A 14,329-nucleotide genomic window follows, 5' to 3' on the forward strand; every position below is an offset into this window, starting at 1 on the left:
GTTTACGCTTTAGGCAAATTCGGGTCTTGTCCGGCTTTTAATTCAAATATCGTTATCTCCGGCAATATTCCAATTCTGCCGGTGCTGCCTAAAAAGCCGTAACCCACATTTACGTACAATTGCTGCGCGCCTTCACGATAAAAACCAGCCCATTCCCGGTACACATATTCTATGGGGCTCCATTGAAATTGCTCGGTTTGTACGCCAAACTGCATACCGTGTGTATGGCCCGAAAACATGGCATCTATCTGCGGGTAATCTTTTAAAACCTGTGCACGCCAATGTGAAGGATCATGCGAGAGTAAGAGTTTTACTGGCAGATCGCCGGTGTCTTTTACGGCGAGATCCATGCGGCCATATTTAGGGAAACGGCTTAATTCTCCCCAGTTTTCAATGCCTAAAATGCCAATCTCTTCACCATCTACTTTTAAGCGGCGATTGGTGTTCATTAACAGATCCCAACCCAGGTTTTTATGGGTAGCGATCATATCGTCGAGGTTTTTGCGCTTGGCAGCCGCGTCGGGCCACCAGGCATAGTCGCCATAATCGTGATTACCGAGGGTGGAGTATACACCCAACGGGGCTTTTACCTTGTTGAAAATGTCCTGGTAGTCGCGCATCTCGCTGGTCATATCGTTTACGAGGTCGCCGGTAAAAAATATCATGTCGGCCTTTTCGCGCATCAGCATTTCCACGCCGCCAACTACGGCTTTCTTTTTAAACAAACTGCCCGAATGAATATCCGAAATTTGCCCCAAGCGTAAGCCATCAAATGCTTTTGGTAAATTGGTGAGGTACAGCTTACGGTATTTAACCCGGTAATCATACGCGCCAGATATAGAACCATACGCCATAGCGCCAAGCGGTACAGCCCCGGCGATCAACCCGGCCTTAAGCAAAAACTCCGAACGGGGGATAGGCGGGAACTGCGGCGCAGCAGTATCAGCGGGTTTTACTTGCGGTTGCTGTTTTTTGCGTTTAAGCCTGATGAACAGTCTGCGGATATCATCAATAAACACAAAGGGCAGGTACGATACCTTAATGATCACCTGTATAAAGAACAGCAGCATTATTGCCGCCCTTATACCTACGTTAAGCTTAACGTAAACAGCCAGGTACAAGCCAATAATGAGCAATACCGATATGGTATAAAAAGCAATGGCGAAATACCTGCTTTGGATAAATCGCCATTTTTTGAACGCGCCCCTAAGACCGCTTATAATGTAAATATCGGCTACTAAAAGCAGCACGCTAATAATTGTTATTGCTAACCCTTTTCCGTTCATTCTTTAATGTTAATACCTGTCGTCGTCCAGATCGAGGTCGTCCTCATCGGGCTGCAAGTTAAACAAGCTATTGAACATATCAGAAAAAGCGAAGCCATTATCTAAAAATCCTTTGTTAAGCTGCGAAAATTCGGCCAGGCCGTGCAATACAAACTCCATCAGCAACAGCTGCTGGTTTTCGCTCAGGCGTGGGTGGAATTGCTTAACTAAGGCTTTTAACCCCGTTACGGAGTTCAGCTCTTTTTTGTATTCGGCGGCAGCTAAACCATCTAACAGAGACAAGTTATTGCCATTGCCAAACCAGTTGATAATTTCAGCATACGGGTTTGCCGCTTTTGATTTCTTAGCCTTTTCGGGATCGGGGAAGAATTGCAGCAGCAGGCTTTTGATAGCTTTACCTATCAATATGTTAGCTACCTTGGCCGGACCTTCGAGTTCGCCTTCGTAAACCAGTTCTATTTTACCGGTAATAGCCGGGATAACACCCAGGAAATCGGAAATACGTACAGTAGTGCTTTTTTCATTATTAATGATCATGCGGCGCTCGGCATTGCTGATCAAATTTTCGTAGGCCGAAATGGTTAAACGAGCCGATACGCCCGATTTTTTATCGATATACTCCGAATTACGTGCCTCAAAAGCGATCTGCTCTACCAGATCTTTTACTAAACCATCAGATTCAATGGTGCTGCGTTGTTCAGGGGTAAGGGATGCTTCCTGCTGGGTGATTTTGCGCGAAATTTCAACCGAACGAGGGTAGTGAGTTAAGATCTGGCTCTCAATCCTATCTTTCAACGGCGTTACTATCGAACCACGATTGGTATAATCTTCTGGGTTGGCGGTGAATACGAACTGAAGATCTAAAGGTAAGCGCAGCTTAAAACCACGAATTTGAATGTCTTTTTCTTGCAGAATGTTGAACAGCGATACCTGGATACGGGCTTGCAGATCGGGCAGTTCATTAATTACGAAGATACCACGGTGTGCACGCGGAATCAATCCGAAGTGGATCACCCGCTCGTCGGAATAGGTCAGTTTCATGGTGGCTGCCTTGATGGGGTCAACATCACCAATCAGGTCGGCAACGGTAACATCGGGTGTAGCCAGTTTTTCGGTATAACGTTCAGAGCGGTGTACCCACGCGATAGGGGTATCGTCGCCTTTTTCGGTAACCACGCTATGCCCGTACCATGATATAGGGTTCAAAGGGTCATCAAATAATTCCGATCCTTCAATATAAGGTACATATTCATCAAGCAGGTTTACCAGCAAACGCGCTATGCGGGTTTTTGCCTGTCCGCGTAAACCCAGCAGCAAAATATTGTGGCGCGAAAGAATGGCAGTTTGCAGATCGGGAATCACCGTATCTTCAAAGCCGATGATACCCTCAAAGCCACCCTCGTTTTTTTGCAGCTGCGTAATCAGGTTTGCCCTCAATTCATCCTTTACCGAACGGCTTTTATAATCCGTTTGCTTTAGCTGGCCAAGGGTTGTTATGTCTGTTATTTTTTTAGTCATTATATTTTTTTTGGATTTCACCGATTAGTGGTGATTTCGCTGATGCTATTCTGTTAATTCTTTAATTCTATAAATTCAGGTTCAGACTCACCTCACCGTTCTGCGCCTGTTGCGTATATAATCTTCAAATATGTATTCGCCTAAGCCGTTCAATGAGCTGTAAAAAGCTTTACCTCCGTTGGTTTCGGTAAACTTGCGTACAAACTGTTGCAGGTAGGGGTCTTTAGCTATCATAAATGTGGTGATAGGTATTTTAAGCCTTTTGCATTGTGCCGCCATGTTCAGCGTTTTGTTCACCACTTTCCTGTCAAGCCCTATGCTGTTTTTATAATACTTGGTGCCTTCTTTAAGGCAGGTAGGCTTACCATCGGTAATCATAAAGATCTGCTTGTTGTGCGTTTTACGGCGGCGAAGCATATCGGCAGCCAGTTCGAGCCCGGCGTAGGTATTGGTATGGTAAGGGCCAACCTGTAAATAAGGCAGATCCTGCAAAGTAATAGGCCAGGCATCGTTACCAAACACCACAATATCCAGTGTGTCTTTAGGGTATTTAGTGCGGATGAGCTCTGCAAGGGCCATGGCTACTTTTTTAGCGGGCGTTATCCTGTCCTCACCATATAATATCATGGAGTGCGAAATATCAATCATCAACACGGTAGAAGTAAGGGTTTTATAGTCCATTTCCTCTACTTCCAGATCGCGCTCGGTCATCATAAAATCGCCGATACCGTGGTTCACCTGCGCGTTGTGGATAGATTGCGTCATGTCTATCTGATCCAAACTATCGCCAAACTCAAATTCACGGCGCTCGGCATTCTTTTCATCGCCCTGGCCCGATTGCGGCGAGCGGTGATTGCCTTTGCCCGATCTTTTCAGCTTGCCGAAAATTTCTTCCAGCGCCGATTGCCTGATGCTTTGCTCCGTTTTGGCAGTGATGTTGAAATTACCGTTCTGCTTGTCTTCATCAAGGTAGCCTTTTTGCTTCAGCTCATCGATGAAATCGCCCATGCCATAATCGTCGTTGGTAATATTGTATTGTTTGTCGAGCTCGTTGAGCCAGGCCAAAGCCTCATCTGCATCGCCCGAGGTATAGTTGAGCAATTCGAGGAATAATTTTAATAATTCGTCAAAGCCGCCCTTGGGTAGCTCATTGGGCGTAAACTTTGAAAATCCGTAACCGCGCATATAATCCTTTCTGAACATAAATTAACGCATAATTTTATGTAAAAGTTCAGCGGTAACGGTTTTGTTAAAGAGATATGACAATAAGCGGCGTAAATGTTATTGCTGTGTTAACTATAATGCCCGGTAAGGTTAAAATTCTGTTTAATTGTGCTTTACCGGTTAGATGGCTGGGCGTAGGGTTCGGTGGGGCCGTTATGTATTTTAATTAGCTTGCTGTTGGTAAAGTAGAGGTACTTGTGCACCAGGCCCTCGTTAAGGTAAATATCCAGCCTATACACTGTACAATCAACAGATCGCTCTACAACACGCGCGGTTGGGTTTTTGACAATAAACTCGGCATCCGTCATTCCTAACTGGTAGGACGATGTATGCCGGCTAAATGCCGTACAGCCGCTTAAAAACAGCAGTGTTAGCAGTGCAATTGTGATTGGTTTCATTAGTTAGGGCTTATGCCCTCATCCGACTATAATAGTCGACGAAGGTTTAACCGGGAAAAATATTTTTTTTAGATTTTTTATTGATGAGGACTCACCCCGCCTACGCTTCGCTGGGCGACCCTCTCTCCACTTTGTGGAAAGAAGGTTGAAAAACTTAACAATCCCTCTTTGCGCTTGCGCAGAGAGGGTGGTCGAGCGCAGCGAAGATCGGGTGAGTTATACCCCTAAACCTCCTGCATCAACGTGCTGAACATCACAAACTTGTTTTCAAACTTTTGCTGATGAGCGGCCTGTATATCGGGATGGTGGTTGTTATAGTAGGTGCCCACGTTATCCATGTTTTCGGCATCGTATTGTATGCAGTAGGTAACGCCCTCGTTAGGGGAATCGAGCACGGTTAAAATGCGGAAAGAGGTAAATAAACCGGTTTCCATCACTTTGGGGATATGTGTTTGCTGTATCCAGGTAAGCCATTCCTGGTGAGTGGTTTCTTCAATAATAATGGTTTCGTTATATATGATCATGCTGCAAAAATAGGGAATTAAAATTATGACGCGTCGGCCGAATCGCCGCGCAATACGCGGAAGCGCTTACGGGCTTCGTTAAGCCAAAGACTGCCGGGGTAATCGGTTATTATTTTTTGATAATAAGTTTTGGCCAGTTCCTTATCGTTCAGGTTGTTCTCGTAAATATCGCCCAGCATAAAAATGGCGTCGTCGCCCCAAAGATCCTGCGGATGGGTTTCCACTATCTTTTTAAGCGCGGTTACAGCATTTGTGTACTCTTTTTGGCCGATGAATATTTTAGCCTTCGCCATTAGTATATCATCATTCAGTGTATTGTTCGGGAATTTTTTATCGATGCTGTCCAGCGTACGCAGGGCCTTTTCGGGCTCGCCTGCAAAAATAAGCAGATCGGCATGGGCATACATCTTGAGGGCATTGCCCGCACTGTCGGCAGCAGTATTGTCGGATATTAAGAGTTGCAGGTTAAGGGCATCATTGGCTATGAGTTGCGAAGTGGCTGCTTTAAGTACATTCAGCTGACCTTTGGCCCAAACAAAATCGCCGGTATAATAGGCCAGTTTGGCATTGCGCAGCTTGGCATCCTGCCCTACATCGGTATTGCTCATGCTTTTTTCAACCTGGCTATATAGCAGGGTAGCGTCCCAGGGTTTGCCATTGAGCAGGTAAATATCACCGAGGTCGAGTTTGCAATGGGCCATTAGTTGTACACTGATACCCGGCAGGGCAATGGCTTCTTCCAGCAGTTTTTGCGCATCAGCATATTTGTGCATTTTAAGGGCTTGCAGGTTGGCCAGTTTTTGCATGGCAAAGGCGGTATTCCTGTTTTTACCGAACTCGGTAAGCAGGCTGATATAGTCCTGCTCCAAACTCAACAGATCGGCAGGCAGGTATTTGCCCGATGTTACCTTTAAGTTTTTGGCGTTGATGAGTTCTACCTTAGATGAAATATACAGATCGCTCTCCTTGCCCTTGCTAACCAAGTACTCATAACCCCGGATGGCGGTATCATAAGCCTGGTTGGATACCAAAGTGCCGCACAGTTCAAAAATGCTGTTGTCGTTGTTATTGCCGCGGCGATTTAATGCCAGTGCCTGGTTCAGTGCCTGCTCAAAATCTTTTTGCTGCAAAAACGCCCAGGTAAGCATATCCGCATAAATGGGTTGCTGCGGATCTTTCTGTATCCGTTTAAATAAGGCCGATTTCAGTATGGCATAATCTGCCGTGCCATCATATAGCCCTGCCAACGTGTTTTGTGCCTGGTTAATGTAGCCCGGGTTTTTAGGTAAAAAGTTGAGGTATTCTTCAGTCAGATTTGCCTTGTCGCGTTTAAATCGATAAAGGGTGAGCAATTCCTGGCTGAACATAGCATCGTTACCCAGCAATTTGCGCCCCTGCTGAAAAGTTTTTATGGCATAATCGTTATTACCCGCCTGGTAAAACTGCATGCCCGTGGTAACAATGGCTGTATTATCGGCCGGGAGGTTCTTCAGTATATTATCGTAAATGGCGGTGGCTTTATCGGTATTGCCCTGCTGCTCGTAAATAACGGCCAGTTTCATAATGTATTCGGCCTGCTCGGGGTGCTTCTTCATCAGCTTTTTGGTGATGGCTTCCGCTTCGTCGAATTTTTTAAGGGTAAACAGGCTGTTGATATAATAAGGATAAAAAGCTTCGTTATTTTGCTTGTACAGCTTTTGATAAATATCGGCCGCTTTTTGGTTGTCGCCGCTTGCGGCATATTGCTGGGCAAGCTGCATGTCCTCGTTTTGTGCCAGCAGCGGGCTGCAAAACAGCAGGCTTAAAATAAATAATACAAACAGTTGCTTCATCTATCCAAAAATAGTTAATTAGTATCAAAGCATTATTAACGTACGTATAAAGTAATAAAATACTGCATGGGTAAAATTGTAGTGACATTGCCCCCTTATCATCATATTTTGTTTTAATTTAACCGAATATCGCCTACAATTATAACATGCTGGCTCGTTTAAGAATATTGATTTGTGTTGTGACGCTAACCGCTGTGTTTTCCTGCAAGGATAATAGCCCGGAGAAGATACCTATTCGCGATTTTTTTAAAACCCCCGAAAAAACTTTCTATAAGATATCGCCCGACGGTAAATATGTATCGTACCTGAAAGCGTATAAAAGCAAGCAAAACCTGTTTATACAATCGCTTGCGGATGGTAAGGGTTTTATGGCGACCAACTTTAGCGATAACTCGGTTAACGATTACTTTTGGACGTACAATAACCAGATCATTTTTAGCCAGGATGTAGTAGCTACCGACAGCCTGAAAATGTTTGTTATGGATATGCGCACGTTGCGCAAGCGTACCATTATAGCCGAACATAAGGTGAAATTCCGCTTGCTTAACCGCAGCCGCGCCACGCCCGATGTAATTACCGTGAGCATGAATAAGCGCGATGAAGGTGTGCTTGATATCTACCGTTTAAATATCAATACCGGCGCGCTAACCCTGTATATTCAAAACCCGGGCGATGTTACCGAATGGTTCCCGGATGAGAACGGCAAGATCAAACTGGCCCGCGCGTCCGACGGGGTGAACGCCACCATACTTTACCGTAAGGATGATTTCAGCAAGTTTAAGCCTATCATTATAAATAACTTTAAAGACGCGGTTAAGCCCGTGGCCTTTACCGGCAAAGGCGAATTGTTTTACGCGCTCTCTAACGTAAACCGCGATAAAATGGCGCTGGTAGAGATAGATGCCCTTACCGGCAAGCAAACCCGCACCATTTACCAAAGCGATAAGGCCGATGTGATGAATGTAGAGTACTACAAAACCAAACACCGGCTTGATTATTTATCGTGGGATGAAGCCAAGCCGCAGAAGAAATTTTTTAACGACAGCCTGCGTCTGGTTTACAACAGGCTTTCAAGCGAACTGAAGGGTAACGAGATACGTGTGGTTGACCGCGATACCGCCGAAAATAAATTTATAGTACTGGCTTATTCGGATCATAACCCGGGATCGTACTTTTTGTATGATAAGCTATCGGGCCAGTTGAAAAAACTGGGCGATATCAATTCGAGCCTTAACGCGGCCTCGCTTTGCGATATGAAACCCATTGCTTACAAAGCCAGCGACGGTTTATTAATTAACGGCTATCTCACCCTGCCTCAAGGGAAAAAACAAACCAATCTGCCGCTGGTGGTAATGCCGCACAGCGGGCCATGGGCGCGCAGCACCTGGGGTTACAATGCCGATGTGCAGTTTTTGGCCAATAGGGGCTATGCTGTATTGCAGGTTAACTTCCGTGGTTCATCGGGTTACGGCAAGGCTTTTCAGAGTGCCGGTTATAAACAGGTAGGAGGTAAGATACAGCAGGATATTACCGATGGCGTAAAATGGCTCATCGCTCAAAATATTGCCAATGGGCAAAAGGTGGCCATTTATGGCAGCGGATTTGGTGGCTTTTCAGCTCTGTATGGCGTATCGTTCAATCCCGACCTGTACAAATGCGCCGTGGTACAAAACGGATTGATCAACTTCTTTACGTTTATAAAGGATACCCCGCCGTTTTTTAAGCCATACCTTAAAATGACCTACGAAATGGTGGGTAACCCCGAAACAGATGCCGAGCAGCTGCGGGCTATTTCACCGGTTTTCCATACCGATAAAATTAAGGTTCCGCTGATGATATTTCAGGGGGCAAAAGACCCTCGTGCAAACATTACCGAGCTTAACCAGTTTGTATTGGAACTACGCAAGAAGAATGTGCCGGTAAGTTATTTTTTGAAGGATAACGAGCGCGGCTATTTCAAGAGCGAAGCTAACAGGCTGGAAATGTACACCGAGATAGAAAAATTCCTGAGCAGTAACTTAGGTGTAAGGCATTAAAACCCGTAAATTGTGGTAATGCAAAAAAATGTTTACCGGAAAAATTTTTCGCTGATCATCGTATTCCTGATATTGATATCTATCATATTGGTTATAGCGTTTATTACGGCGTATAATTTAACGGGTAAATATGTTGAAAATGAGTTCGCCTCAAAAAAGATAGATGTACTGGAGCAAACCACCAAGCCCTATACCGATTTCTTTCAGAATAAAATACCCGAAATAACCTCATACCAGGGCTTCCTCGATTCATCGTCGGCGGCGCATTACGCTACATCGGTGCTTAATAATTATGCCTTTGTACGCCGGGTAATATTTTACGATATACAAATTGGTGCAACGCGCAATGCACAGGCCCCGTTAGGCATTTCCCTGAAATCGGTAACACAGTTCAGGCCGTCGGGAGGGAAGATCATCGCCGCCAAAAGCAGGGCGGGTAACGAGGACGATTTTATGCAGATGGCCTATAAGCTGAACCGCTTTATTTCAACTGCCGATACATTGAGCGTGCCCTCGCAGGATGAAGTATTTAAAACCTTTTACGATGTAAAGCCCGACAAAATATCGTACCTCAATGTACCGCGCCGGCAGGATATTAAAATGTACCAGGAATTGCGTAAAAGCGGTAGCTCATCGGTGTTTTTTAAACAGAACATGCTCACCTTTCTGCTCGATCCTAATTACCTTAACATACGTAATCCGCACCCGGAGCTTTACCAGCACATCAGCATACAACCCGTAGTGTACGATCCGCTGGATATAGCAGGGGATAAGCTGGTTACAGACGTAGCGCTTTCAGGAGCGTTCTCTAACTTCAAGCTTTATTTTATATCAGATAAAACCCATTTGCAGGCAGAAATGAACCGCCGTTTTATGCCTATTGGCGGCTTGGTATTGCTCATTTACTTTTTTGTGGTGCTCACGGGTTGGTTGATCTATCGTAACTTGAGCATCAACTTAAAGCTGTTTAAGCTGCAATACGATTTTATAAACAACTTTACCCACGAGTTTAAAACGCCGGTAAGCGTTATAAAAATTGCAGGTTCAAACCTACGCGGCGAAAGCGAACTGAGCGACCGGCAACTGAAACACTACGGTAAAATACTGGACGAAGAAGCCGATAAACTAAACGACCTGATGAACCGCCTGCTCTCTTTTACGCAGTTAGAGAACCGGTCGATAGTGATTAAACGCGAGGGCGTAGATGTGGAGAGCTTCGCCCGGAGCTATATTGACACCTTTAAAATTAAATACCCTAATTTTAAGCTGGACCTGGTTATAAACGATACCAATTTCTTTTATACCGACCCGGTACTGTTGGGCAGCGTTTTTCAAAATTTGATTGAGAATGCCTACAAATATTCGCATCCGCAGAACAAAGAATTGCTGATCACCATTAGCCACGAAAAGAAGAACATTTTATTTTCGTTTGCTGATAAGGGCATAGGTATACCTAAAACAGAATTAAATAATATATTTAAAAAATTTTACAGGCTCGAAAACCAATATAACCAAAATGGCAGCGTTGGGCTGGGTTTGGCTTTTTGTAAAGAACTGGTTAATTTTATGCACGGGGACATAACAGTTAAAAGTAAAGTAAACCAAGGGTCGGAATTTATTGTTACACTCCCATATCAAACATAATAATGAGTAAAGAAATTAAAATTGCGCTGGTTGAAGACGATGAAAACCTGCGTTTTTTGGTAGCAGAACGCCTGCACTCCGAAGGTTACAAGGTGTTTGAAGCCGGTAATGGCGACGATGCCGAAAAAATGATATTGGAAGAAACACCGGATATTGTACTGCTGGACTGGATGCTGCCGGGTAAACAAGGCTCGGACGTGTGTACCAACGTGCGTAACCAGGGTTTTGATAAGCTGATTATTATGATGACCGCCAAGGCGCAGGATGTGGATAAGATAGAGGCCTACAACTTTGGCGTATCCGACTATATTACCAAGCCTTTTAATATGGATGTGTTGGTGGCCATGATAGATAACAAGATCAAATTTTCGCTGAACAGCGAAAAGGCCGAATCGTACAAGTTTGCCAATATGGAGCATCAGCCAAATACCCACTTGCTGATAAAAGACGGCCGTAAGGTTGAGCTGACCATACTGGAGAACCGCATATTGCTTTACTTCCTGAAAAATAAGAATAAGGTGATTAACCGCGAGGAATTAATGATGGAAGTATGGGGCTACAACGCCGATGTAAATACCCGCACATTAGACATGCACATTGTACGCCTCCGCAAAAAAATAGAAGCCAACCCCGATTCGCCTCAATACCTGCAAACGGTGCGTGGCATAGGCTATAAGTTTGCTTACGAATAGGATATTTGATTATACTACTGAAGATACAATGCCCAATATCGAATTAGGAAAGTTCGGTATTGGGCATTTTGGGTTTAGGAGATTTTTCAATGTTTCCTTGGGCATAACTGTCAATTTAAGAATTGCTCAATATTGACTCACCCCGACATCGCTTCGCTCGTCGACCCTCTCTCCGCAAGCGGAAAGAGGGATTTATATATTTTCTGTTTCTTCTTGCCCTCTTTGCGCTTGCGCAGAGAGGGCGGTCCAGCGAAGCGTAGACCGGGTGAGTTAGCTATGCGATTTGCTTTAACCCTTAAGTTGACGGCTATGTCATGGGAATGCCGTTGACAGGGAGGGTGTTCACAGCATTCAATTTATTGAATATCAACTTAAACCATAACCCATCTTCCTTGTCTTAATGTTATGCGTTTACCTTTGATCATCCTATTCCTGATAGCGCCGTTGTTAACTTTTGCCCAAAGCGGCACTATTACCGGCAAAATTATCGATGCAGAAACCCGGGCTGCCTTGCCTAAAGCCAGTATATTTTTAACGGAAACATCTTACGGCACCAGCGCCAATGACGACGGTGCTTTTACACTCAAAGGTTTAAAACCGGGCAAATACCTGCTGATAGTAACGATGGTTGGCTTTGAAAAATTTAGTCAGAATGTTTCTGTAGGCGCGGGTGATGTTTCGGTAGATATCAGCCTGAAGCCGCAGGTCACTTCCCTGGATGAGGTTAGCGTTCAGATTCCGAAAGACTGGGCGCGGAATTATAAAATGTTTGTGAAGCGGTTTATAGGAAACTCCGAATATGGCCGCAAGTGCAAAATACTGAATAGTGAAGTGCTTAAATTTAGCTATGACAAAGAAAAAGAAGAATTATCAGCCTGGTCGAATGGCCTTATAGAGGTGGAGAACCGCGCTTTGGGGTACATGGTTAAAGTATTGCTCACCAAAAGCAACTATGGCGCTAATCACGGATCATGGCATTATCAGATCTTTTTTGAAGAACTCCCCGGTACGCCCGACGAAATGAAAAAATGGAAAGCTAACCGTACCAGGCTTTTTCAAGAGGCCGGGAGGTATTTCCTGGTGTCTGAAAAATTACCGAGTGATTTTAGGTTGTGATCTTACCCTTCAATCACCACATCGGTAACCGGGTGGCCGGTGCAGGTGAGTATCCATCCTGCTGCTATATCCTGTTCGGTAAGTACATCGTTACGGGCCATTTCAACCTTGCCGCCGGTACAGCGTACCGCGCATGCCGAACATACGCCTGCCCTGCAACTGTAAGATAAAAAGATATTGTTTTGCAGCGCCGCTTGCAGTATCGACTGGTTTTCGCCGGCTATTATATCGTAATGCTCACCCTTTATGTTGATGGTAACCTTGCGTGGCGCATAATTAAGTACGGGGCTGGCCACGGCCACGGTATCAATCACAAAATTCTCCTTACGTATCCGTAGCGGTTCAATGCCCATGTAAATAAGCGTCGTCTTTACCATGCGCATGTACGCGAAGGGACCGCATAGGTAAAAATCGGTATTGAGCATGCCATTCGGGGTATAGCGTTTCACCATTTGCTCAACCCTGATATTGTTAAGCCTGTTGGCATCGCTGCTAAGCAGGTGCAACAGCCTGAACCTTTGCGGGTGTGCTATTGCCAGTTCATCTAACTCGGCTTTAAAGATCACATTATCGCCGGTAATGCTGCTGTATATTAAAGTTATATTGCTTTCGCCGGGGCGGTTGAGTATATATTTAAGCTGCGCGAACACGGGCGTTATGCCGCTCCCGGCCGCGAATATCAAAATGTCCTTTTTCGCTTCGTAATCGCTGATCACAAAACGGCCTGCGGGGGCTACAGCATTCAGTATATCGCCAACTTTGATGTGGGCATACAAAAAGCGGGAGATCTCACCATTAGGGATACGCTTAACGGTAATGGCCAGCAGTTCCTCATCGGGTGATGAACTGAGCGAATACGACCGTCTGATCTCCTCGGCATGATGATTAAATACCAGCGTGATGAACTGCCCGGCCAAGTAGCCGATCCTTCGGCCCGATGCTTCGCGTAAATAAAAGGTAGAGGTATCGGCCGTTTCATGTTTTATGGCTTCAACCCGTAATTGTATGTAGTGCATATAATTATGAATGCCTTAGTACGAGTTTACCAAACTGTGGCGAATGATCCATACGGCGAATAGCGGTTTCGGCATCGGCCAGCGGGAATACTTCATCTATTACCGGCTCCAGCTTATGCTCGGTAACAAAGGCCAGCATCGCCCCAAAATCTGCCGGACTACCCATCATCGTACCCAATATACTGATGTGCCTCCAAAATATCTTACGACCATTCAGCTCCGGTAAATTACCACCCGCCGTTCCGCCGAAGAAAACGATTCGTCCGCCGGGTTTTATTACATCTAAAAACTTGGCGAAACCATCGCCCATGGCACTGTCAATTATAATATCAAACCCGCCCGAAAGCTGTTTTAGCTGCTCGGCCCAGTCCTGCGCCTTGTAGTTTACGCCTGCGGCCGCGCCCAAATGTCTCGCCCTTTCAATTTTTTCGCCCGAGCCCGATGTTACAAATACCCGGCAACCCATGGCTACGGCAAATTGCAGCGCGAAAGTACCCGCTCCGCCGCCTACACCGGTAACCAATACCGTATCGCCTTTTTTAACGCGGGCCTTTACAAATAAAGCCCGGTAAGCAGTCAGCGCGGCAACAGGCAGTGATGCCGTTTGCTCAAAGCTCAAATGCAGGGGTTTAAATTGCAGGTGCTCAACCGGCGCGGTAATATATTCGGCAAAAGTGCCATTGTAAGGCGGCAAGCCAATGGCCGTAAACTCGTTGGCCTGGTATTCTTCACTGTCGCCCCAGTTATAGCCGGGGTATAGTACTACTTCTTTACCCACCCAGTCGTGGTCGACACCTTCGCCAACTTCGGTAACAATGCCCGCGCCATCGGTACCCAAAATAGCCGGGTACGATATATTGGCGTATTTGCCCTGCGTTATCCACCAGTCGCGGCGGTTTAATGATGATGCCTTGAGCTGAACCAGTACTTCGCCTGCTTTGGGTGCAGGTGTAGGCACTTCTTTTAATACCAGTGGTTTATCGGGCCCTTCTAAAATTATTGCTTTCATTCGGTAGTGTATGTTGGTTTACTCATCCCGTCAT

Annotated in this window: 12 protein-coding genes; 4 read left to right on the plus strand and 8 right to left on the minus strand. The window is 45.4% G+C overall.

Annotated elements, in window-relative coordinates; all coding sequences use genetic code 11:
• Nucleotides 1–2: 2 nt before the first annotated feature.
• The 6 genes from AC07NA_RS13720 to AC07NA_RS13745 all read right to left on the minus strand — a co-directional run bounded on the left by AC07NA_RS13720 (nt 3) and on the right by AC07NA_RS13745 (nt 6,782).
• The gene (locus AC07NA_RS13720; protein ID WP_494898113.1) at nt 3–1,286 is read right to left on the minus strand and encodes a metallophosphoesterase; all 1,284 of its coding nucleotides are present in this window, start codon (nt 1,284–1,286) and stop codon (nt 3–5) included.
• 9 nt (nt 1,287–1,295) lie between these two features.
• Nucleotides 1,296–2,804, minus strand: coding sequence for a sigma 54-interacting transcriptional regulator (locus AC07NA_RS13725; RefSeq protein WP_494898114.1), 1,509 nt, complete (start codon nt 2,802–2,804; stop codon nt 1,296–1,298).
• Between the two features lie 87 nt (nt 2,805–2,891).
• A complete protein-coding gene (locus AC07NA_RS13730; protein ID WP_345211764.1) occupies nt 2,892–3,989 on the minus strand; it encodes a vWA domain-containing protein in 1,098 nt (365 codons plus the stop codon).
• A 152-nt stretch (nt 3,990–4,141) separates the two neighbouring features.
• Nucleotides 4,142–4,426 carry a hypothetical protein gene (locus AC07NA_RS13735; RefSeq protein WP_345211646.1) on the minus strand — a complete coding sequence of 95 codons (285 nt, stop codon included), beginning with the start codon at nt 4,424–4,426 and terminating at the stop codon, nt 4,142–4,144.
• A 224-nt stretch (nt 4,427–4,650) separates the two neighbouring features.
• A complete protein-coding gene (locus AC07NA_RS13740) occupies nt 4,651–4,950 on the minus strand; it encodes a DUF4286 family protein (protein WP_494898115.1) in 300 nt (99 codons plus the stop codon).
• A gap of 23 nt (nt 4,951–4,973) precedes the next feature.
• On the minus strand, nt 4,974–6,782 hold the full coding sequence (locus AC07NA_RS13745; protein ID WP_494898116.1) for a tetratricopeptide repeat protein: 1,809 nt from the start codon (nt 6,780–6,782) through the stop codon (nt 4,974–4,976).
• 179 nt (nt 6,783–6,961) lie between these two features.
• Between AC07NA_RS13745 and AC07NA_RS13750 the strand changes: the two genes are divergently transcribed.
• From AC07NA_RS13750 to AC07NA_RS13765, 4 genes are all read left to right on the plus strand, one after another.
• A complete protein-coding gene (locus AC07NA_RS13750) occupies nt 6,962–8,818 on the plus strand; it encodes an alpha/beta hydrolase family protein (protein WP_345211649.1) in 1,857 nt (618 codons plus the stop codon).
• Nucleotides 8,819–8,836: 18 nt separating this feature from the next.
• Nucleotides 8,837–10,462 carry a sensor histidine kinase gene (locus AC07NA_RS13755; RefSeq protein WP_494898118.1) on the plus strand — a complete coding sequence of 542 codons (1,626 nt, stop codon included), beginning with the start codon at nt 8,837–8,839 and terminating at the stop codon, nt 10,460–10,462.
• Nucleotides 10,463–10,464: 2 nt separating this feature from the next.
• Entirely contained in the window at nt 10,465–11,154 is a 690-nt protein-coding gene (locus AC07NA_RS13760) for a response regulator transcription factor (RefSeq protein WP_345211651.1), read from the plus strand.
• A 405-nt stretch (nt 11,155–11,559) separates the two neighbouring features.
• Complete coding sequence (locus AC07NA_RS13765; RefSeq protein ID WP_494898119.1) at nt 11,560–12,270, plus strand: carboxypeptidase-like regulatory domain-containing protein; 711 nt, start codon at nt 11,560–11,562, stop codon at nt 12,268–12,270.
• Between the two features lie 2 nt (nt 12,271–12,272).
• Here the strand turns inward: AC07NA_RS13765 and AC07NA_RS13770 are convergent, their stop codons facing one another.
• Complete coding sequence (locus AC07NA_RS13770; RefSeq protein ID WP_494898121.1) at nt 12,273–13,286, minus strand: 2Fe-2S iron-sulfur cluster-binding protein; 1,014 nt, start codon at nt 13,284–13,286, stop codon at nt 12,273–12,275.
• 4 nt (nt 13,287–13,290) lie between these two features.
• Entirely contained in the window at nt 13,291–14,295 is a 1,005-nt protein-coding gene (locus AC07NA_RS13775) for a quinone oxidoreductase family protein (RefSeq protein ID WP_494898122.1), read from the minus strand.
• Nucleotides 14,296–14,329 lie beyond the last annotated feature (34 nt).

The sequence above is a fragment of the Mucilaginibacter sp. GW821-FHT07G05 genome, assembly GCF_059418565.1.